The 20,325-nt window shown below is 75.6% G+C and carries 18 protein-coding genes, 1 other RNA gene and 1 pseudogene; 13 read left to right on the forward strand and 7 right to left on the reverse strand.

Going from position 1 to position 20,325, the window contains the following annotated elements; translation table 11 throughout:
- Window positions 1-184 precede the first annotated feature (184 nt).
- The 10 genes from smpB (at window position 185) to ACI78S_RS09165 (ending at window position 9,528) form a co-directional block, all read left to right on the forward strand.
- Window positions 185-661 carry an SsrA-binding protein SmpB gene (gene smpB / locus ACI78S_RS09120; RefSeq protein WP_456972399.1) on the forward strand — a complete coding sequence of 159 codons (477 nt, stop codon included), beginning with the start codon at window positions 185-187 and terminating at the stop codon, window positions 659-661.
- Window positions 658-1,581: an NADP-dependent oxidoreductase gene (locus tag ACI78S_RS09125; protein WP_456972401.1), complete on the forward strand. Its 924-nt coding sequence runs from the start codon at window positions 658-660 to the stop codon at window positions 1,579-1,581. Before smpB ends, ACI78S_RS09125 begins: the two co-directional genes overlap by 4 nt.
- Window positions 1,578-2,471 carry an amidohydrolase family protein gene (locus ACI78S_RS09130; RefSeq protein ID WP_456972403.1) on the forward strand — a complete coding sequence of 298 codons (894 nt, stop codon included), beginning with the start codon at window positions 1,578-1,580 and terminating at the stop codon, window positions 2,469-2,471. Before ACI78S_RS09125 ends, ACI78S_RS09130 begins: the two co-directional genes overlap by 4 nt.
- Window positions 2,471-2,848, forward strand: coding sequence for a VOC family protein (locus tag ACI78S_RS09135; protein ID WP_456972405.1), 378 nt, complete (start codon window positions 2,471-2,473; stop codon window positions 2,846-2,848). The genes ACI78S_RS09130 and ACI78S_RS09135 overlap by 1 nt, the downstream gene beginning before the upstream one ends.
- 43 nt (window positions 2,849-2,891) lie before the next feature.
- Window positions 2,892-3,884, forward strand: a complete 993-nt coding sequence (locus tag ACI78S_RS09140) for a GNAT family N-acetyltransferase (protein ID WP_456972407.1) — start codon at window positions 2,892-2,894, stop codon at window positions 3,882-3,884.
- A gap of 14 nt (window positions 3,885-3,898) precedes the next feature.
- Window positions 3,899-4,789, forward strand: coding sequence for an SCO6745 family protein (locus ACI78S_RS09145; protein WP_456972409.1), 891 nt, complete (start codon window positions 3,899-3,901; stop codon window positions 4,787-4,789).
- A 96-nt stretch (window positions 4,790-4,885) separates the two neighbouring features.
- Window positions 4,886-6,499 carry an SLC13 family permease gene (locus tag ACI78S_RS09150; protein WP_456972411.1) on the forward strand — a complete coding sequence of 538 codons (1,614 nt, stop codon included), beginning with the start codon at window positions 4,886-4,888 and terminating at the stop codon, window positions 6,497-6,499.
- Between the two features lie 258 nt (window positions 6,500-6,757).
- Window positions 6,758-7,894, forward strand: a complete 1,137-nt coding sequence (locus ACI78S_RS09155) for a magnesium and cobalt transport protein CorA (RefSeq protein WP_456972413.1) — start codon at window positions 6,758-6,760, stop codon at window positions 7,892-7,894.
- Between the two features lie 171 nt (window positions 7,895-8,065).
- Window positions 8,066-8,441: a transfer-messenger RNA gene (gene ssrA, locus ACI78S_RS09160) on the forward strand.
- A gap of 151 nt (window positions 8,442-8,592) precedes the next feature.
- On the forward strand, window positions 8,593-9,528 hold the full coding sequence (locus ACI78S_RS09165) for a diguanylate cyclase domain-containing protein (RefSeq protein WP_456972414.1): 936 nt from the start codon (window positions 8,593-8,595) through the stop codon (window positions 9,526-9,528).
- Window positions 9,529-9,538: 10 nt separating this feature from the next.
- Here ACI78S_RS09165 and ACI78S_RS09170 read toward each other — a convergent pair whose 3' ends face one another.
- Together ACI78S_RS09170 and ACI78S_RS09175 are read right to left on the reverse strand one after the other, a co-directional pair.
- Window positions 9,539-10,630: an FUSC family protein gene (locus ACI78S_RS09170; protein WP_456972416.1), complete on the reverse strand. Its 1,092-nt coding sequence runs from the start codon at window positions 10,628-10,630 to the stop codon at window positions 9,539-9,541.
- Window positions 10,627-12,408 carry a BCCT family transporter gene (locus tag ACI78S_RS09175; RefSeq protein ID WP_456972418.1) on the reverse strand — a complete coding sequence of 594 codons (1,782 nt, stop codon included), beginning with the start codon at window positions 12,406-12,408 and terminating at the stop codon, window positions 10,627-10,629. The genes ACI78S_RS09170 and ACI78S_RS09175 overlap by 4 nt, the downstream gene beginning before the upstream one ends.
- 448 nt (window positions 12,409-12,856) lie before the next feature.
- Here ACI78S_RS09175 and ACI78S_RS09180 point away from each other — a divergent pair, with 448 nt between their 5' ends.
- Window positions 12,857-13,303 carry an SRPBCC family protein gene (locus ACI78S_RS09180; RefSeq protein WP_456972420.1) on the forward strand — a complete coding sequence of 149 codons (447 nt, stop codon included), beginning with the start codon at window positions 12,857-12,859 and terminating at the stop codon, window positions 13,301-13,303.
- A gap of 81 nt (window positions 13,304-13,384) precedes the next feature.
- The gene (locus ACI78S_RS09185) at window positions 13,385-14,884 is read left to right on the forward strand and encodes an adenylate/guanylate cyclase domain-containing protein (RefSeq protein WP_456972422.1); all 1,500 of its coding nucleotides are present in this window, start codon (window positions 13,385-13,387) and stop codon (window positions 14,882-14,884) included.
- Between the two features lie 9 nt (window positions 14,885-14,893).
- Here the strand turns inward: ACI78S_RS09185 and ACI78S_RS09190 are convergent, their stop codons facing one another.
- The 5 genes and pseudogenes from ACI78S_RS09190 to ACI78S_RS09210 all read right to left on the reverse strand — a co-directional run bounded on the left by ACI78S_RS09190 (window position 14,894) and on the right by ACI78S_RS09210 (window position 19,658).
- Window positions 14,894-15,028: a hypothetical protein gene (locus ACI78S_RS09190; RefSeq protein ID WP_456972769.1), complete on the reverse strand. Its 135-nt coding sequence runs from the start codon at window positions 15,026-15,028 to the stop codon at window positions 14,894-14,896.
- Window positions 15,029-15,445: 417 nt separating this feature from the next.
- Window positions 15,446-15,910: pseudogene (locus tag ACI78S_RS09195) on the reverse strand (NAD(P)-binding domain-containing protein); the annotation flags it as partial.
- A 56-nt stretch (window positions 15,911-15,966) separates the two neighbouring features.
- On the reverse strand, window positions 15,967-17,013 hold the full coding sequence (locus tag ACI78S_RS09200; protein WP_456972765.1) for a potassium channel family protein: 1,047 nt from the start codon (window positions 17,011-17,013) through the stop codon (window positions 15,967-15,969).
- Window positions 17,014-17,037: 24 nt separating this feature from the next.
- A complete protein-coding gene (locus ACI78S_RS09205) occupies window positions 17,038-17,712 on the reverse strand; it encodes a response regulator (protein WP_456972424.1) in 675 nt (224 codons plus the stop codon).
- The gene (locus tag ACI78S_RS09210) at window positions 17,709-19,658 is read right to left on the reverse strand and encodes a histidine kinase (RefSeq protein ID WP_456972426.1); all 1,950 of its coding nucleotides are present in this window, start codon (window positions 19,656-19,658) and stop codon (window positions 17,709-17,711) included. The genes ACI78S_RS09205 and ACI78S_RS09210 overlap by 4 nt, the downstream gene beginning before the upstream one ends.
- A 173-nt stretch (window positions 19,659-19,831) precedes the next feature.
- Between ACI78S_RS09210 and ACI78S_RS09215 the strand changes: the two genes are divergently transcribed.
- Window positions 19,832-20,311, forward strand: a complete 480-nt coding sequence (locus ACI78S_RS09215; RefSeq protein ID WP_456972428.1) for a hypothetical protein — start codon at window positions 19,832-19,834, stop codon at window positions 20,309-20,311.
- The last annotated feature ends 14 nt before the right edge of the window (window positions 20,312-20,325 follow it).

Raw genomic sequence — 20,325 nt, forward strand, 5'->3', positions numbered from 1 at the left:
ACCGGAGGCGTGCGACACCGGCGATCTCGCCCAGTGTGACCCGGGTCCTGCCCCGGCGGGGACTGCCGGTGAGCGTCGGCGAGCGGGTGCGCGTGGTCGCGATCACCCGGCCTGGGCGGCGACGTCCGCGGTGCTGCTCACCTGGTCGGCCGTGCGGGAGCGACGCCCTCGGTAACCTGGGGACATGCCGCGGGAACAGGGGCGCAAGCTGATCGCCCAGAACAAGAAGGCGCGGCACGACTACTCGATCCTCGACACCTACGAGGTGGGCCTGGTGCTCACCGGGACCGAGGTGAAGAGCCTGCGTGCCGGCCGGGCCTCGCTGGTCGACGGGTTCGCCACCGTCGACGGCGGCGAGGTGTGGCTGCAGCACGTGCACATCCCCGAGTACACCGAGGGCACGTGGACCAACCACGCCCCGCGCCGCAAGCGCAAGGTGCTCATGCACCGCGCCGAGATCGAGAAGCTCATCGGCAAGACCAAGGAGGGCGGGCTGACGCTCGTCCCGCTCGACCTGTACTTCAAGGACGGCAAGGTCAAGGCCACCCTCGCCCTCGCCCGCGGCAAGAAGGCGTACGACAAGCGGCAGGACCTCGCCGAGCGGGAGTCGCGGCGGGAGATGCAGCGGGCCTTCGGCCGGTACGTGAAGGGCCGCCGGTGAGAGGGGTCGCGTACGACCGCTTCGGCGGTCCCGAGGTCCTGCGGCTGCGCGACGACCTCCCCGAGCCGCCGGTCGGGCCGGACACCGTGCTCGTCCGCGCGAAGGCGGCGGGGGTCAACCCGGTCGACATCAGCATCCGCGAGGGGCACCTCTCCGGGTTCTTCCCGCACCGGTTCCCGATCGTCCCCGGCTGGGACCTCGCCGGGGTGGTCGAGGCGGTCGGTCCGGCGGTCCACGACCTCGCGCCGGGCGACGAGGTGTTCGGCTACCTGCGCCGCGACGACGTCCAGTGGGGGACGGCGGCCGAGCTCGTGCCCGCGCCGCAGCGGTGCGTGGCGCGCAAGCCGCAGTCGCTGTCCTTCGCCGAGGCCGGCGCCCTGCCGCTGGCCGGGCTCACCGCCTACCAGGCCCTCACCGAGGCCCTCGACGTCGGCGAGGGCGACCGGGTGCTCGTGCACCGGGCCGCCGGCGGCGTCGGCTTCTTCGCCGTGCAGATCGCCGTGGCCCTCGGCGCGCACGTCATCGGCACCGCCAGCCCGCGCAACCGCGGTTTCCTCGAGGACGCCGGTGCGGCCGAGGTGCTCGACTACTCGGCCGGCCCGATCAGCGGGCAGCTCGCCGAGCCGGTCGACGCCGTCCTGGACCTGGCCGGGGGAGAGGCGCTGTCCGACGCACCGCGGCAGGTGCGCGACGTGTCGCGGATCGCCAGCGTGGTGGACCCCGCGGTCAACGGCACGGGCGGCCGCTACGTCTTCGTCCGGCCGGAGCGGCACGACCTCGAGGAGCTCGCCCGCATGGCCGACGCCGGCCAGCTGCGCGTGTCGATCGCCAAGGCCTTCCCGCTGGAGCAGGTGCGGGAGGCGCAGGAGCTGGTGGCCGGCGGGCACGTGCGGGGCAAGGTCGTCGTCACGCTCGCATGACGGTCCAGCCGCCGGTCGACGACGCCGACGTCCCCCGGTACTGGCGCGAGCTGGGTCTGCCCGGGCTGGTCGACGTGCACGTGCACTTCCTGCCGCCGCAGGTGCAGGCCAAGGTCTGGAAGTTCTTCGAGGACGCCGAGGCGCACTACGGCACCCGCTGGCCGATCGCCTACGCGCTGCCCGAGGAGGAGCGGCTGGCGGTGCTGGAGCGGCTCGGCGTCCGGGCGTTCCCGACGCTGCCCTACCCGCACCGGCCCGGCATGGCCGCCTGGCTCAACGACTGGTCGGCGCAGTTCGCGGCCCGGCACCCGCGGGTGCTGCGGTCGGCGACGTTCTACCCCGAGCCGGAGGCGCCGGCGTACGTCGCCGAGGCGCTCGACCGCGGCGCCCGCGTGTTCAAGGTGCACGTGCAGGTGGGCGCGTTCGACCCGCGCCACCCGCTGCTGGAGCCGGTGTGGGCGCGGCTGGAGGAGACCGGGACGCCGGTGGTGATCCACTGCGGCTCCGGCCCGCTGGCCGGCGAGCACACCGGCCCCGAGCCGACCGCGGGCCTGCTCGAGCGGCACCCCCGGCTGCAGCTGGTGATCGCGCACCTGGGCATGCCCGAGTACGCCGCCTTCCTCGACCTGGCCGAGCGCTACGAGCGGGTGCACCTCGACACGACCATGTTCGCCACCGACTTCACCGAGCGGCTCATGCCGTTCGACCCGGCCGACCGGTCGCGGTTGTCGGTGCTGCGCGAGAAGGTGCTGCTCGGCAGCGACTTCCCGAGCATCCCGTACCCGTACGCGCACCAGCTCGCCGCGCTGCACCGGCTCGGTCTCGGGGAGGACTGGCTGCGCGCCGTCCTGTGGCACAACGGCGCCCGACTGTTCGGAGTGGAGGCCTGATGCCGCGCTTCTCGTTGACCGCCGCCGTGCTCGGCACGCCCGACCCGGCCGCGCTGGCGACCTTCTACCAGGAGCTGCTCGACTGGCCGATCGGGTCGGACGAGCCGGGCTGGGTCACGCTGCGGCCTCCGGACGGCGGCACGGGGCTGTCGTTCCAGCTCGAGGAGGACCACGTGCCGCCGGTGTGGCCCTCCGGCCCCGGCGACCAGCAGATGCAGGTGCACCTCGACATCGAGGTCGACGACCTCGAGGCCGCCTGCGCGGTCGCCGAGCGCGCCGGCGCGCGGCCGCTGGGCGGGCACGAGGACGCCGCCGAGGTGGTGCGCGTCTTCGCCGACCCCGCCGGCCACCCGTTCTGCCTGTTCGCCAGGAAGTGAACTCGGTGGCCCGCCGCGACGCCGTTCTCTAGCCTCGGGCACTGTGCCGCCCCTCGACCTGCCGCCCGGCCTCACCTCCCGGCCGCTGACCCCCGACGACGTCGACGACGCCGCGGCGCTGCTCGCCGTCGCCGAGGAGGTCGACGACACCGGCGAGAACTACGACGCCGACGACCTGACCGAGTGGTGGGTCAACGAGCTGGTCGACCTGCGCAACGACAGCCTCGCGGTGCACGGGCCCGACGGCGCCCTGGTGGCCTGGGCCACCGCGATCGCCCCGCCGACCTTCCGGGACGCCTTCTCCGTCCACCTCGAGGCGCGGGTGCGCCCGGAGCACCGCCGGCGCGGCATCGGGCGGGCGCTGCTCGACTGGCAGCTGGCCCGGGGCGCCGAGATCCACGCCGAGCGGCACCCGGAGGCGCCGGGCCTGCTCACGGTCGTCGTCCCCGAGACCATGCCGGGGCTGGCGGCGCTGGTGGACCGGGCCGGGCTGACCGCGGTGCGGTGGTACCGGCAGATGGAGCGGCCGCTCGCCGACCTGCCTCCGGTGCCCGACGTCGCCGGGGTCGAGCTCGCGCCCTTCACGTGGGAGCGCGACGACGAGGTGCGGCGGGCGCACAACGCCGCGTTCAGCCGGCACCACGGCTCCAGCGAGCGCGACCCCGCCTCGTGGCAGACCCTGTTCACCGGCCAGCGCGCCTTCCGCCCCGACCTGTCCACCCTCGTGCTCGCCGACGGCGCCGTGGTCGCCTACGCGCTGGTCTACGTCTACGAGGCCGACACCCGGGCCACCGGCGTCGAGGAGGCGCACTACGGCCAGATCGGCACGCTGCCCGAGGCGCGCGGCCGTGGGCTGGCGAGCGCCGCGATCGTGCGCTCGCTGCAGCTGGCCGCCGCGTCCGGCTGCGGGCGGGCCTCGCTGCAGGTCGACAGCGAGAACGTCACCGGCGCGCTGCGCCTGTACGAGGCACTGGGTTTCGGCGTGCGCCGCACCCAGGTCTCCTGGTCCCGGGCGCTGCCGCCGGTCCGCCGCTGACTAGGGTCCGGCGCATGGTCAGCGTCGATCAGCCCGCCGGTACCACCGTGTCCGCCGACCCGAAGGCGGTGGCCCGCGCCCACCGCGCCGTGGAGCCGCTGCACAACCACCTCTACTTCGTGCCCGAGCAGGACGAGCACCTGACCGCCGTCGGGCTGCGCCCGGGGCGGATGTGCTACTTCGCCGGGCGGGCGGCGCCGATGGGCCCGGTCGGTCCGGGCGTCGTGGCGGCCACCTTCTACAACTTCTCGCCGAGCCTGGTGGCCCGGCACGTCCCGCGCGCCTGGACGCTCGCCTCGCCCGAGCAGGTGGTCGCCGCCCGGTTCGCCGCCGCCCGCGCCTCGCTCACCCGGCTGCTCGGCGCCGACGCCGTCGCCGCCCCGGAGGTGGCCGAGCTGGCCGGCCTGCTCCGGGAGGCCTGCGCCGTGCTCACCCCGGAGGGTCGGCCGCTGTACGCCGGCCACGCCGACCTGCCCTGGCCCGAGGAGCCGCTGCTGCAGCTGTGGCACGGCGCCACGCTGCTGCGCGAGCACCGCGGCGACGGCCACCTCGCCGCCCTGCTGCGCGCCGGGCTGACCGGCCTGGAGGCGCTGGTCACCCACACGGTCACCGGCCGCGGGTTCACCGAGGCCGGCGCCAAGGCGACCCGCGGCTGGAGCGACGAGGAGTGGGCGGCCGCGGTGGCGTCGCTCAGCGGGCGCGGCCTGCTGGACGGCGACGGGCTCACCGCCGACGGCGCGGCGCTGCGGGCGCGGATCGAGGCGGAGACCGACGAGCTCTCCGCCGCGCCGTGGCGGCACCTGGGCCCCGAGCGGACGGCGCGGGTGGTGCAGCTCGGCAAGGGCTTCTCGGCGCGCATCGCCGCCGGTGGCGCGTACCCCGCCGGCCTGTTCGCCGGGCGCTGACCGGGCGGTCGCCGCCCTCCGGGCCCGGTCCCGGCGGGGTCGCCGCGGGGACCCGGCGCTCCTATGGTCTGGACCACACCCACCACGGGAGGGGTCATGACCGCGACGGAGTCCCGTCCGGCTCGCCGGACCGACGTCGACGCCGCCTTCCAGGGCAGCGCCACCTACCGCAGCCTCGGCGAGCAGCAGCTCAGCCCCGCCGAGGAGCGCTTCGAGAAGGGCCGGCGGACCGTCGGCCTGTTCCTCGCGCCCGCGGTGACGATCGTCTTCGCGCTCCTGCCCTTCGACCTGCCGCGGGACCAGCACCTGCTGGCGGCGATCCTGCTCGGCGTCATCGTCCTGTGGATCACCGAGCCGGTGCCGATCCCGGTCGGCGGCCTGATCGGCATCGCGGCGATCGTGGTGCTGGGCGTGGTCGGTCCCGACGAGGCGCTCACCCCGTTCGGCTCGCCGACGGTGTTCACCTTCATCGGCGCGTTTATCCTGGCCGCGGCCATGCTCAAGCACGGCGTCGCCCGCCGGTTCGCGATGTTCATCCTGTCCATGCGCTGGGTGGGCACCTCGACGACCCGGGTGGTCATCGCGTTCGGGGCGATCACCTGCCTGCTGTCGGCGTTCGTGTCGAACACCGCCACGGTCGCCATGCTGCTGCCGACGGCGCTCGGCATCCTCACCGTGATCGCCAAGCTGCTGCAGGACAAGGAGCTGGTGGCGCCCGACTTCGACCCGCTGCGGCTGCGGGTGGGCACCGCGCTGATGCTCATGCTGGCCTACGGCGCCAGCGTCGGCGGCCTGATCACCCCGGTCGGCACGCCGCCCAACCTGATCGGCCGCGGGCTGATCGAGGAGGCGACGGGGGAGCGGATCGGCTTCCTCGACTGGATGCTGATGGCGCTGCCCATCTGCGCGCTGATGTTCGTCGCCCTGGCCCTCGTCCTGCTGCTGCTCAACAAGCCGGAGATCAAGCGCATCGAGGGCGTGCACGAGTACGTCGCGAAGGAGCGGGCGGAGCTCGGCCCGATGTCGCGGGCCGAGAAGAACACGCTGATCGCCTTCGGCATCACCGTGTTCCTGTGGATCTTCCCGGGCGTCATCGCGCTGACCGCGGGCACCGAGTCCGACCTCTACACGACGATCAGCGACCGGCTCGACGAGGGCATCGTCGCCGTCCTCGGGGCCTCGCTGCTGTTCCTGCTGCCGACCGACTGGCGGCGCCGCGAGTTCACGCTCAACTGGAGCGACGCGGCGAAGATCGACTGGGGCACGATCCTGCTGTTCGGCACCGGGATCATCTTCGGCTCGCTGCTGGCCGACACCGGCCTGGCCGAGACGATCGGGCAGGGCTCGGCCGACCTGCTCGGCCTGACCAGCACGCTGGCGATCACGGTCTTCGCGGTGCTGCTGGCGATCGTCATCTCCGAGACGACGTCGAACACCGCCTCTGCGGCGGTCGTGGTGCCGATCATCATCCCGGTGGCGGTGGCGGCGGGGATCAACCCGTTCGTGCCCGCGCTGGCCGCGACGTTCGCCGCCTCGTTCGGGTTCATGCTGCCGGTCTCGACGCCGCAGAACGCCATCGTCTACGGCTCCGGGGTCGTGCCGATCACCAAGATGATCCGCTCGGGCATCTCGTTCGACGTCCTCGGCGCGCTGCTGATCGTGCTGCTCCTCCCGCTGATGATCGATCTCGTCCTGGGGAACGTCGGCTAGGTCGGCCCCCCCGCAGGGGGTCCTTCACTCGACCGGGGGACGCGCGCTGGACAGCGCGTGCCACGATGGACGACGGCCTCGCGGACGGACGCGGGGCACCGACGCGAGGGGAGGGCTGAGCGCATGCGCAGCGAACCTCCCAGTAGCAGTCCCGAGGTCCTCCCCGCCTGATCCCGCGGCCGTCGCACGGCCGGCGGTCGAGCGCGGCGGAGGACCTGCTCGGCGTCCTCGTCCCCGCGTCGTCCCCGGGAGTCCGTCATGGCCGACCGCCGCACCCCGCTGACCGCCTTCTCCACGCTGACCCGCCGCCCGCGGGTGGAGCCGCGCGCGCCGCGCCCCGCCCCGGCCCCGCCGCCCGCCGAGCCCCGCCACCGGTCGCGGCTGGTAGACAACGCCGTCTACTCGGCCGGGCGCCGGGTGGCCACCCCGGCGTCCCTGGCCGACACCCGCGACGCCCTGGCCGAGCGGGAGGAGGGGCTGGCCTGGCTCGGGCTCTACCGCCCCGAGCCGCGGGAGCTGGGCGAGCTCGCCGAGCTGTTCGACCTGCCCGAGCTGGCGGTCGAGGACGCGATCACCGCCCACCAGCGGCCGAAGTTCGAGCGCTACGGCGACACGCTGTTCGTCGTCCTCAAGGCCGCCCGGTACGTCGACGAGCGCGAGGAGGTGGAGTTCGGCGAGCTGCACCTGTTCCTCGGCCAGGAGTTCGCGATCACCGTCCGGCACGCCGAGTCGCCCGACCTCGCGCGGGTGCGCCGGCGGCTGGAGAGCGAGCCGGACCTGCTGGCCAAGGGCAGCGAGGCGGTGCTGTACGCCATCCTCGACGCCGTCGTCGACGGCTACGCGCCCGTGGTCGCGGGGCTGGCCAACGACATCGACGAGATCGAGACCGAGGTCTTCCGCGGCGACCCCGGGGTCTCCCGGCGCATCTACGAGCTCTCGCAGGAGGTGCTGGAGTTCCAGCGGGCCTCGCAGCCGCTGTCCGGCATCCTCGCCGCGATCGCCGCCGGCTTCGACAAGTACGGCGTCGACGAGGAGCTGCGCAGCTACCTGCGCGACGTCGCCGACCACGTGGTGCAGGTCAACGAGCGGGTCGAGGGCTTCCGGCTGCAGCTGCGCGACATCCTCACCGTGAACGCGACGCTGGTGGCGCAGCGGCAGAACGACGAGATCCGCGAGCTGACCGAGGCGAGCATCGCCCAGGGCGAGGAGGTCAAGAAGATCTCCGCGTGGGCGGCCATCCTCTTCGCGCCCACGCTGGTCGGCACCGTCTACGGCATGAACTTCGACTTCATGCCGGAGACGCACTGGCACCTCGGCTACCCGTTCGCGCTGGTGCTCATGGCCGCGGTCAGCCTGGTGCTCTACGTCGTCTTCAAGCGCCGCGACTGGATCTGAGGAAGGACCCCGCTGCCCCCCACCGATGATCATCGCCCTCTTGCCGCCTGCGCCGGCGTGTCCGGCCGTGTCTGCGGCAAGGAGCCGATGATCGACCGATCGGGTGGGTGCCGGTGCGGCGGGGGAACAACTCGGTGGCGCGGCCGGTTACCCTGACTGCACAACTACACAGGGGGTGAATGGTCTCGACTGCGGTCGTTTGGCCAGGGGAAGCGAGCCGAGGAAGGCAACGATGAGCTCGTTAACCACGCGTTGCAAACAACACAAGCGCCGACAACAGTCGCGCTGACTTCGCTCTCGCTGCCTGACGCAGCGAAGCGGGTCTGTCAGCCCGGGTTCGTCACCGATCCGGATCCTGGCATCAGCTAGGTGACTGACCCTCCGCGCCGGTCGCGGGTGCAGGAGGGGAAAGCAAACAGCGACTGGGCCCGCCACACCGACTCGTCCGCGGGATCGGTGGGGTCGAGCAGAGGCACAGCGGACTGCGCTCGGAGAAGCCCTGGACTGGCGTCGTAGGACGCGGGTTCGATTCCCGCCACCTCCACCCCGAACGAGAGCCCCGCGAGGACGACGTCCGAGCGGGGCTCTCGCACGTCCGGGGACCCCCTCCTCGGGGCGATCCTGACCGCGCGTTCCCCGGAGGTGTCGGAACGGCGACGTACGCTGTCGCTCCGTTCGCCGCACCCCGGAGCATGATCGTGACGACCGCCCCGCACCCACGTCCCGCCGAGCCGGCCCGGCGTGCGCAGCCGCCCATCGGGGACCTCCTCGCCGGGGCGGCGTTCGAGGAGGCGCCGGTCGGCCTGGCGGTCACCGACAGCACCGGCAACTGGGTGCGGATCAACCGCATGCTGTGCGAACTGCTCGGCCGCTCGGCCGACGAGCTGATCGGCACGAGCTACCGCGACCTCACGCTGCCCGAGGACCTCACGCTCGACGACGCCGCGACCGAGGCCCTGGTGACCGACGGCCGGGGGAAGCCGGTGGAGAAGCGGCTGCGGCACGCCGACGGGCGGCTGCTGTGGGTGCGCGTCACCGCCCACCTGCTGCGCGACGCCGATGGGCTGCCCTGGGGAGCGGTCGCGGCGATCGAGGACATCCACGCCCGCCGGCTCCGCGACGCCGAGCTGTCCCGCCTGGCGTACCACGACCCGCTGACCGGCGTGCGCAACCGCGCGCTGCTCGACGACGACATCGACGCCGCGCTGCGGGCCCGGGACCGGGACGGCGGGGTGGTCGCCGTCTGCTACCTCGACGTCGACGACTTCAAGGACGTCAACGACCGCCACGGCCACGAGGCCGGCGACCTGCTGCTGGTCGTGCTCGCCAGCCGGCTGCGCGAGGTCCGGCGCACCACCGACACGGTCGCCCGCCTCGGTGGCGACGAGTTCGCCCTGGTCGCGCACCTGCCCGACGCGGCCGCCGCCGCCCGGCTGCGGGAGCGGATCGAGGCGGTCTGCGCCGAGCCGCTGGCCCTCACCGACCTGACCCTGCCGCTGCGCGTCAGCGTCGGGATGACCGTCGTCGACGCCCCGGGCCGCTCCGCCACCGCGGTGCTGGCGGAGGCCGACGCGGCGATGTACGAGCGCAAGCGGCAGCGCAGGGCCGGCGGCGGCGCGGCGAGCGGCGCGTAGCCGCAGCCGCTCAGGCCGGGTGCGGCTCCTGCGCCCGGTCCCGCAGCGTGTCCAGCGAGCGGTGCATCCCCACGGTCACCGCGCCGAGGGCGAAGAACCCCTCGTCGTCGGCGATCTCCGAGGTGCGCAGCAGCGTCGTGAGCCGGTGCAGCGCGGCCTCGGCGGCCTCGATCGCCGCGGCCCGCTCGTCGCCGGAGGCCTCGTCGCCGGTGTGGAACGGCACGCGGACGACCTGGGCGAGGCTGTCCAGCGCGTCGGCGAGCACCCAGCCCGTGCCGGCGTCGATCCGGTCGATCCCGCGGCGGTGCGGCTGGAACTCGACCACCAGCCGGATGAGGTCGTCGACCAGGACGGCGACCCGGTCCAGCGCGCGCGACTGCTCCCGGATGCTCGCGGCCGTGCCGCTCCAGCGGCGGGCCCGCGGGTTGGCCCGCCGGGCGCGTTCCACGGTGCTCTCGGCCGCCCGCATGCGGTCCAGCGCCGCGGTCAGCTCCCGCCCGCGCCGTGCCCACTCCTCCGGCGCCGGGATCTCGCCGCGCCGCAGCCCCTCGGCGAGGTCGTGCAGGTGCCGGGCCAGCAGCGCCCGCGTCGTGGCGATGCGCCGGACGGCGGTGGTGAGCTGCAGCGGCGGGAACAGCACGGTGGTCACCAGCACGCCGATGGCCGCGCCGAGCAGGGTGAGCCCGGCGTAGGCCACCGCGTACTCGGCCGGGTCCGCCGTCCCCACGGTGAGCATGAGGACGGCGGCGAAGCTGACCCAGCTGGCCTGCTCCCGCAGGGTCGGCCACTGCTCGACCCCGACCGCCAGGGCCACGATGAGGGCGATGGTGACCGTGTCGGGGAGCGCCCGGGTCAGCTCGTAGACGGTGACCGCGAGCGCGAAGCCGAGCAGGATGGCGACGACCGTCCGCCAGGTCGCCGCCGCGGAGTCGGCGACCGTGGGGTGCACGGCGATCACCGCGCCGAGCGGGGCGTAGTACGCGTAGTCGGGCAGCGGGGCGGGCAGCAGCAGGGCCGCCTGCCAGGCCAGGGCCGCCGCGAGCGCGGCCCGGACCCCGCGCTGCACCCACGGCTCGCGCAGCAGCTCCCTCGCCGCGATCACCCCCGGGGCGTGCCCGGCACCGAGGAGCCGCCGACCGCGCCGGTGCGGGTCTGCTCGCTCGCGGGGGCCGGGCCGGCGGAGTTCCCCTCGAAGTGCACGCCGGGCCGGACCTCGTCGTCGGTCGCCGAACCCTCCACCACCAGCACGAAGTCGTTGCCGTGCCGCGTGAGGCCCTCCACGACCGCCTGCTCCACGGCCTCGGTGGCCACGGTGCGGCGCAGCACCAGCGGGTCCGACCGCACGTCCTTGGCCAGCGCGACGGCCATGCCGACCATCACCAGCGCGAAGGGCAGCGCGGCGATGATCGTCAGGTTCTGCAGCCCGGTGAGCGCCTCGTCCCCGCCCACCAGCAGCATGACGGCGGCCACCGCGCCCATGACGACGCCCCAGAAGACCACCGTCCGCCGGCTCGGTGAGAGGGTGCCGCGCTCCGACAGCGACCCCATGACGATCGAGGCCGCGTCCGCGCCCGACACGAAGAAGATCGCGACCAGCACCATGACGAGCAGGGTCAGCACGGTGGCCAGCGGGAACTGCTCGAGCACCCCGAACAGCTGCCCCTCGGAGGTGGCCTGCCCGGCGACGTCGACGCCGTCGCGCTGGGCGGCGATGCCGGCCCCGCCGAAGACGGCGAACCAGAGCAGGCTCACCACGCTCGGCACGAGCAGGACGCCGCTGACGAACTGGCGGATGGTGCGGCCGCGGCTGATCCGCGCGATGAACAGCCCGACGAACGGGGTCCAGGAGATCCACCAGGCCCAGTAGAAGACCGTCCAGCCGCGCAGCCACTCCGCCGTCGCGTCCCCGCCGCTGGCCTCGGTGCGGGCGGCCATCTGGGCGACGTCGGAGAAGTAGCTGCCGACCGCGCCCGGGAGCAGGTTGAGGATGAGCACGGTCGGGCCGGCCACGAACACGAACAGGGCCAGGACGACGGCGAGCACCATGTTGATGTTGGACAGCCACTGGATGCCCTTGGCGATGCCGGAGACCGCCGAGGCGACGAAGGCCGCGGTCAGCACGGCGATGATCCCGACGAGCAGGCCGTTGCCGACGTCGCCGGCCCAGCCCAGGATCTCCATGCCGCTGCCGATCTGCAGCGCGCCCAGGCCCAGCGACGCGGCCGAGCCGAACAGCGTGGCGAAGATGGCCAGGACGTCGATCACCTTGCCGGCCGGGCCCTCGGTGCGGCGCCGCCCGAACAACGGCTCGAACGCCGCGCTGATCAGCTGCTTGCGGCCCCGCCGGAACGTGCCGTAGGCGATCGCGAGGCCGACCACCGCGTAGATGGCCCAGGGGTGCAGCGTCCAGTGGAACAGCGTGGTGGCCATCGCGGTGTGCATGGCCTCCGGCGTCTCGGCCTGCACCGAGCCGGGCGGCGGCGAGACGTAGTGGGCGAGGGGCTCGGCGACGCCGTAGAACATCAGCCCGATGCCCATGCCCGCGCTGAACATCATCGCCACCCACGAGACGGTCCGGAACTCCGGTGCCTCGTCGTCGCGGCCGAGCGGGATCCGGCCGTACCTGCTCGCCGCGAGCCACAGGACGTAGACGACGAACGCCGACGCCAGGGTGACGAACAGCCAGCCGAGGTTGGACTCGATCCAGGTGAGCGCGGTGCCGCTCGCCGAGCCCAGCCCGGTGGGGGTGAGGAACCCCCAGGCGACGAAGGCCAGGGCGATGACCGCGGCGACGGCGAAGACCACCCGGTCGAGCGCGCCCTTCTGGTCGGCTACCGGGCGCGGCGGTTCGGCGATGGCGGGGTGCTGGTCGGTGTCCACGGCGTCCAGCTCGGGGGCCGGCTGGTCCGTCCGTGCGGTCGGCGTCGTCGTCACAGGCACGTCTGCGCCCGCGAGGGGCGCTCCTCCGTTCCGTCGTGCGGGGGAGGCGGTCCTCAGGGGAGGGCCGCCTCAGCAGGCGCGGGTCCAGCGCGCTCGGCTCTTCCGACAGCGTTATCCGAAACGATCACGTCCGCAATTCAGCACAACGGCGACCGTGCCGGCTCGTCGGAACCTGCCCGTGCGCCGGCGGCGTGCCGCCGCTGGTCAGCGCGTCGTGGGCGCGGGGCTGCTTCCCGCCGTGGCGGAGCGAGGTGTGATCCTTCCCTCGCGCCCCCGGAGCCCGTTCCCCGTCGAGGCGGCGGCGAACCACGCGCAGGTCGGCCCGGCGCTCCGGTGTCGTGCCGCCCGCCCCTCGCGCCGGACGCGGCTCCGCGCGACCATGCCCGGCATGGCGCGGGACGTGGACGTCGCGACCGACACGGTGATCCGCCGTCCGCGCGCCGAGGTCGCCGCCTACGCCGGCGACCCGTCGCACGCCCCCGAGTGGTACGCCGACATCGACTCGGTGCAGTGGCGGACGGCGCCGCCGGTCGCCGTCGGGTCGCGGATGGACTTCGTCGCCCGCTTCCTCGGTCGCAGGCTGACGTACACCTACGAGGTGACGGACCTGGTGCCCGGCGAGCGGCTGGTCATGCGGACGGCGCAGGGCCCGTTCCCCATGGAGACCACCTACACCTGGCAGGCCCTGGACGACGGCGCCACCCGCATGACGCTGCGCAACCGGGGCCGGCCGCGCGGCTTCGCCCGGTGGGCCACGCCCGTGCTCGCCGCGGCCGTCCGCCGGGCCACCCGCGCCGACCTGTCCCGGCTGCGCGCCCTGCTCGAGCACGGCTGATCGGCGGCCGGGGGACCCGGCGTCGTGATCACGATCGGGCGACCCCCGTAGCCGCAGCAGCACCGGCTCGTTGTCCCGGACGTGACCAGGCAGCCGGCCGTCGCCGACCGGGCGTCGTGGGCGCCGAGCGGCCGGGGCGCCGTGCCGCTGATCGCGCTGCTGGTCGTCACCGCCAACCTGGTCGGGGTCGGCACCGTCACGCTGCTGCTCGTCGGCGTCTCGGGCGGCCCCGGCCGCGGCAGCGCCGTCGTGCTGTGGACGGCGCTCGGCTACACCCTCGTCGCGCTGCCGGTGGGCACGCTCGCCGGCCTGCGCCGCCAGCGGGTCACCGACGCCTGGCTCGCCGCGGGCCGCGAGCCCACGCCGGAGGAGGCCGCGCACGCGCTGCGGCTGCCGGTCGACACGGCCGCCGTGGCGGCGGTGACCTGGCTGGTGGCGGCGGTGCTCGTCGGCGCCGTCTCGGCGGTGGCGTCCCCCGACGCCCGGGTCGGCATCCGCACCGGCGTGGCCACCGCGCTCGGCGGCCTCGTCACCGCCGGCGTCACCTACCTGCTCGTCGCGCGCGCGGCGCGGGCGGTGACCGCGCGGGCCCTGGCCGCGCACCCGCCGTCCGGGCGGCTGGCGCTCGGCGTCCGCCCGCGGCTGCTGCTCACGTGGGCACTGACCAGCGGTGTGCCCCTGGTCGGCCTCGTGCTGCTCTTCCTCGACCCGAGCAACCCCGACGGGCCGGGCCGCGCCTCCGCGGTGTTCCTGTCGGTGGTCGCCGTCCTGGTGGGGGCGCTGGCCACCGCGCTCACCGCCCGCTCCGTCGGCGCGCCGCTGCGGGACCTGCGCCGGGCCGTCCAGCGCGTCGGCGGCGGCGACTACGGGGCCCGGGTGGCCGTCGACGACGCCGGCGAGATCGGGCTGCTCCAGGAGGGGGTCAACAGCATGGCCGCCGGCCTGGCCGAGCGGGAGCGGCTGCGCGACCTGTTCGGCCGGCACGTCGGGACGACGGTGGCGCAGCGCGCCCTCGACGCCGGGGCGGGGCTCGGCGGCGAGGTGCGCGGCATCGCCGCGCTGTTCGTCGACGTCGTCGGCTCCACCGCGCTGGTCCGCCGCACCGGGCCCGAGCAGGTGGTCGGCCTGCTCAACCGCTTCTTCGCGGTCGTCGTCGACGCCGTCGAGGACGAGGGCGGGCTGGTGAACAAGTTCGAGGGGGACGCCGCGCTGTGCGTCTTCGGCGCGCCCGCCGAGCATCCCGACCCGGCTGGTGCGGCGCTGCGCGCGGCGCGCCGGATCTGCGACGGGGTGCGCCCGGCCGGCGAGGTGGACATCGGGGTCGGGGTGGCCTGCGGGCAGGCCTGGGCCGGTCAGGTCGGCGCGGCCAGCCGGCTGGAGTACACGGTCGTCGGCGACCCGGTGAACGAGGCGGCCCGGCTCACCGAGCTGGCCAAGGAGCACCCCGGCCGCGCCGTGGCCAGCGCACCGGCGGTGCTCGCCGCGGCGCCCGGCGAGCGCGCGCACTGGGTGCGCGGCGCCGACGTCGACCTGCGCGGGCGCGGCGAGCCGACCGGCACCTGGGTGCGCCGGCCGGGGTGACCCGGGCGGTCAGCCGACCGTCGCGGACAGCCCCTCCCCGCCCCGGCCGTCGGCGACCAGGGCCTCGACGGTCGACGCCACCGCGGCCAGCCCCCCGTCGCCCAGGGGGCGCCCGGCGCGCAGGTCGACCAACCGGCGCAGCACCGCCAGGTGCTCGACGAGGTCGGCGGGGCCGCGGGGGGGGGGGGGGGGGGGGGGGGGGGGGGGGGGGGGGGGGGGGGGGGGGGGGGGGGGGGGGGGGGGGCGGGGCGCCCGCCCCCGCCCCCCCCCCCCCCCCACCACCCCCCCCCCCCCCCCCCCCCCCCCCCCCCCCCCCCCCCCCCCCCCCCCCCCCCCCCCCCCCCCCCCCCCCGCGACCGTTCCGGGGAGGGCCGTCAGGACGTGCCCGAGCTGACCGGCCGCCGTCTCGGCGAACGCGGCCACGTCCAGCCCCGCGGTGCGCGCCGCGTCGAGGGCGCGGAGCAGGCCCAGCTGGGCGTCGTACCAGAGGCCGAACAGGGCGAGGTCCCAGACGGCCGCCGCCTCGGGAGCGCGGCCGACGAAGCGCGGCCTGCCCAGCAGCCCGAGGACCGACCGGTGCCGCGCGAACGCGTCGGGGGAGCCGCTGACCAGCAGCGTCGCGGCCTCGGTGCCGATCGTGACGGGCGTGGCCTGGACGCCCACCGCGAGGTGGCGGGCGCCCAGCCCCTCCACCCGCCGGGCGGCCAGCCGGGCACCCTCGGCGGTGCCCGTGCCCAGCACGGCGATCGTCCGCCCCACCAGGTCGCCGTCGAGCGCGCCGAGGCAGGCCTGCACCGCGGCGTCGTCGCTCACCGCGACCAGCGTCAGCGCGCCGGCGGACACCGCGGCCGGCGCCGATCCCGCCGGCCGGGCGCCGGCCGCGACCAGGGCCGCGGCGCGGTCGGCCGTGCGGTTCCACACCACGACCTCGTGCCCGCCGGCGAGCAGCCGGCGCGCCACCGCGCTCCCGATGCTGCCGGTGCCGAGGACGGCGATGGGGTCGCGCGGTGCGTCGGCAGGTGCCATGGCGCCGATCCTCGGACCTCGAGCGCACTCGAGGTCAAGGGCCGCGGGGGTGTTCCTCAGGCGGCCGACTGCGGGCCGTGCGCCTTGACCACGACGAGGACGTCGCCGGTCTCCAGGTTGCCGATCAGCGGGTCGTCGAACCGGAAGGTCTGCGAGCCGCGCGTGACGGTGAGGACGACGTCGCGCAGCTGCCGCGGGTCCAGGCCGACCTCGCCGCTCTTCACCGGCCGCTGGTTGAGGTCGAGGCCGTGGCCGGAGGTGAGCAGGTCCTCGACGACGGAGACGACCCGCGGCGCCGCCGTCGACAGGCCCATGAGCCGCCCCGACGTCGCCGAGGTGGTGATCACGGTGTCGGCGCCGGACTGCTTGAGCAGCTGCGCGTTCTCCTCCTCGCGCACGCTGGTGGTGATCGGCACGCCGGGGTTGAGCTGCCGCACGGTGAGCGTGATGAGCACGGCGGCGTCGTCGCGGTTGGCGGCCACGATCACCGAGCGCGCCTTCTCCACCGCCGCCCGCCGCAGCACCTCGGTGCGGCCGGCGTCGCCCACGATGCCGGTGAGCCCGCTGGCCGTGGCCTCCTCGACCGCGGCCGGGTTCGGGTCGACGACGACGATCTGCTCGGGCGGCGTCCCGGTGGCCTGCAGCGAGCGGATCGCGCTGCGCCCCTTGGTGCCGTAGCCGCACACGACGACGTGCTGGCGCACGCGAGACCTCCAGCGACGGATGCGGAACTCCTCCTGCGAGCGCGCGGTCAGCGCCTCGAGGGTCGTCCCGATGAGGATGAGCAGGAAGGCGATCCGCAGCGGCGTGATCACCAGGATGTTGACCAGGCGGGCCGAGCCCGAGACCGGGGTGATGTCGCCGTAGCCCGTGGTCGACAGCGTGACGGTGGCGTAGTAGATCGAGTCGAGGAACGACAGCCCCTGCTCGTCGAGGTCGCGGTAGCCGTCGCGGTCGAGGTAGATGATCAGCACGGTGACCATCAGGACCACGACCGCCAGGACCACGCGTCGCCACACCTGGCGCAGCGGCGACTCCTCGACGTGCGCCAGGTGGACCCCGGTGTGCGGGTCCTCCCGGCGCTCGGCCGCCCGCTTGCCCATGAACACGGGCGGGACCATAACCGTTCAGCGGGCCCGATTCCCGCCGGACGGGGGGCCACCGAGTCCCGCGTCACGCGCGCGGGCGACGGCGGCGGCCCGGTCGGGCAGCTGCAGCTTCACCAGGACGGCGGAGACGTGGTTGCGCACCGTCTTCTCCGACAGGACCAGCCGGCGGGCGATCTCCCCGTTCCGCAGCCCCGCCGCGAGCAGTTCCAGCACCTCCCGCTCCCGCTCGGTGAGCTGCGGGAACGCCGTCACGCGGTAGTCGGCGGCCACCCCGGTGTAGAAGTCGACGATCCGCCGGGCGACGGCCGCGCCGTAGACCGCGTCACCCCGGGCGACCGTGAGCACGGCGCGGACGATCTCCTCCTGGTCGGCCCCCTTGAGCAGGTAGCCGCGGGCCCCGGCGCGCAGCGCGGCGAACAGCGAGGCGTCGTCCTCGTGCATGGTGAGGACCAGCACCCCGGTGCCGGGCGCCAGCCGGGCCAGCTCGGCGATCGCCGCCGTCCCGGACAGCTCCGGCATGGACAGGTCGGTGAGGACGACGTCCGGGGCGTCCCGCGCCACCACGGCCAGCAGCTCCCGCCCGTCCCCGGCCTCACCCACCACGTCCACCTCGGGGGCGGCGTCGAGGACCGCGCGCAGCCCGAACCGGTACATCGGGTGGTCGTCGGCCAGCACCACCCGCACCGGCGTCACGGCGTGCCCACCGGCAGGGCCGCCACCACGCGGGTGCCCCCGGGACCGCTGGTCACCGTGAGGTCGCCGCCGACCGCCCGGGCCCGGGTGCGCATCGACGCCAGGCCCACCCCGTCGGGCCGGCCGCCGTCACCGGGGAGGCCACCGCCGTCGTCGGACACCGTGAGCTCCAGCCGGCCCGCTCGCGCCCGCACGCCCACCTCGGCGCAGCGCGCGCCGGAGTGGCGGGCCACGTTGGTCAGCGCCTCCTGGGCGATGCGCAGCGCGGCGGTCTCGACGTCGGGCGGCAAGGGGGGCAGGGCGTCGGCGCGGACCTGCACCGGCACCGACGCGGAGACGGCCTGCGCGTGCCGCTCGATCGCCGGCACCAGCCCGACGTCGTCCAGCGCCGCCGGCCGCAGCCCGTCGATGATCCGGCGGACCTCCCCGACCGCAGAGTCGACCTCCTCGCGGAGCCGGCCGAGCAGGGGGGAGGCCGCCTGCTGGGCCTGCAGCGCCTGCACGCCGAGGCTGATCCCGGCCAGCGACGGGCCCAGCCCGTCGTGGAGGTCGCGGCGGATGCGGTCGCGCTCGGCGTGCGTCGCGGTGAGCACGCGGTCGCGCTCGCGCTCGAGGGAGTCGGCCAGCTCCAGCGCCCGCACCACGGCGGCCACCTGCGGCGTCAGCGCCGCCAGCAGCCGCTCGTCGCCCCCGGTGAACGGCTCCCCGCCGCCCCGCCGGGCGACGGCGAGGGTGCCGACGTCGCGGCCGCCGACCCGCAGCGGCAGCCGGACCGCGTCGTCGGTCACCGGCCGGCCGGTCGTGGCCGCCGTCCGGCCCTCGGGGTCGAGCACCGCGGCCCCGGGCGCGCGCAGCGCGGCGGTGACCGTCTCGAGCACCGCGGGGAGCAGGTCGGCCTCGTCCACCGCGGCCACCCGGTCGCCGAGCCGGGCCACCGCGGCGACCGGGTCGCGCCGCTCCCCGTAGACGAGGCGGTCGGCCGCCACCTGCAGCCGCGACCGCGCCGGGCTGAGCGCCACCGCGACCAGCGCGGCGGCGACCGTGCCGGGGACCGGCGACAGGCTGCGCCCGAGGGCCGCGGCGGCCACCGCGGCCACGGCCAGCCAGGCCAGCAGGACCGCGCCGGTGAGGACGCCGTACACGAGGCCCCGGGTCACCACCACGCCCAGCAGCCGGTAGCGGACCATCCCGACCGCCACCGCGAACGGGACGAGCAGCATGTGCACGCCGAACAGCCAGTCCGGCACGGGGACCAGGAAGATCGCGGCCACCAGCAGCAGGACGACGAACGCCAGCCAGGCCAGCTGCTGGCGCTCCGGCGCGCGGGCCCGCAGCAGGCGCACCACGACGCCGACCCAGATCGCCGCGGAGCCCGCGACGAACGCGGCCACCCCGGCGCCGAGGACGACGGCCGTGACGGCGTTCGCCGGCAGGTCGACCGGCGCCGGGCCGGACGCGACGTCGTCGTACGCCTCCTGACCGAGGCTGCCGCCGACCGTGACGACGGCCAGCCCCGCCGCCGCGGCCCAGAACGCCCACCGCGACCAGCGCGGGCCCAGCCGGCCGGTGGGGTAGACGGCCACCAGCAGGGTCGCCGGCACGAGCAGCGAGGGCAGCCACAGCATCGAGCCGGCCTGGGCCACGACCGGCGCCAGCGGCCAGTCGGGCTCGGCGACGTCGACGCCGTAGCCGCCGTACGCCCCCGTGCCGACGCTGCCCGCCTGGAGCACCGCGGCCAGCACGATCAGCCAGCCGACGGCGTTGCCCGGGCGCCGGTGCACGAGCAGCGCACCGACGGTCGCGGTGAGCACCGCCCACACCCCGCCGAAGGGGACCGTCGGGGCGTCGGCCATGCGCGCGTCGACCCACGCGGACAGGGCCGTCGCGGCGGCGCAGGACAGCACCGCCGCGACGGCGGCTGCGGACCCGAGCCTGCGGAGGCGCACGGCGCCAGTGTGGGGCTCCGGACGTCCCGGGTGGCCGCCCTCGTGTCCCGGATCGACCGGGAAGTCGTCCCGGCCCGGTTCCTGCGGCGGGCTCAGGCGCGGGGACGGCCGGGAGCGACACGGTCGGACCGGCCGCGAACGGCGGCCGACCGCTCCCCACCGAGGAGGCTCCCGTGTCCATCGACGCCACCACCCCCCGGACCGCGCACCGCCGGATCCCCGACCCCGCCGCGACCGCCGGCGCGGTCGTCGGCCTCGGCTGCGGCCTCGTCGGCCAGTACGTCGACACCCCCTGGCGCTCCGGCTCCGACAGCTGGGGCATCGCGTTCGCCGAGAACGGCGGCTGGGCCGCGCTCGGCGCGCTCCTCGGCTTCGTCGTCGTCGGCCTCGTCGCGGTCAGCTTCTTCGCCGCGGCCGCGCGGGACGCCGAGCCGCCCCGCACCGCCCGGCGCGCGGCGGGGCTCGCCGTCGTGGGCGCGCTGACCCTCGCCGTCTACTGGACCGGCCTGCCCGCCGTGCTCGCCGCCGGAGCGCTCGGCCTGGGCCTCGACGCCCGCGCCCGGCAGGGCCGCACCTCACCGCCCGCGGCGACGGCGCTCGTCCTCGCCGTCCTGACCGTCGCCGCCGCCGTGTGGCTCGCCCCCACCAGCTGACCCGCCCCTCCAGG

The organism is Geodermatophilus sp. SYSU D00815 (genome assembly GCF_054050035.1).

What these genes read in the sequence shown, in the direction of transcription:
- smpB (WP_456972399.1), top strand. Translation starts at nt 185, where the DNA reads ATGCCGCGGGAACAGGGGCGCAAGCTGATCGCCCAGAACAAGAAGGCG.
- ACI78S_RS09130 (WP_456972403.1), top strand. Translation starts at nt 1,578, where the DNA reads ATGACGGTCCAGCCGCCGGTCGACGACGCCGACGTCCCCCGGTACTGG.
- ACI78S_RS09135 (WP_456972405.1), top strand. Translation starts at nt 2,471, where the DNA reads ATGCCGCGCTTCTCGTTGACCGCCGCCGTGCTCGGCACGCCCGACCCG.
- ACI78S_RS09145 (WP_456972409.1), top strand. Translation starts at nt 3,899, where the DNA reads ATGGTCAGCGTCGATCAGCCCGCCGGTACCACCGTGTCCGCCGACCCG.
- ACI78S_RS09150 (WP_456972411.1), top strand. Translation starts at nt 4,886, where the DNA reads ATGACCGCGACGGAGTCCCGTCCGGCTCGCCGGACCGACGTCGACGCC.
- ACI78S_RS09155 (WP_456972413.1), top strand. Translation starts at nt 6,758, where the DNA reads ATGGCCGACCGCCGCACCCCGCTGACCGCCTTCTCCACGCTGACCCGC.
- ACI78S_RS09180 (WP_456972420.1), top strand. Translation starts at nt 12,857, where the DNA reads ATGGCGCGGGACGTGGACGTCGCGACCGACACGGTGATCCGCCGTCCG.
- ACI78S_RS09200 (WP_456972765.1), bottom strand. Translation starts at nt 17,013, where the DNA reads ATGGGCAAGCGGGCGGCCGAGCGCCGGGAGGACCCGCACACCGGGGTC.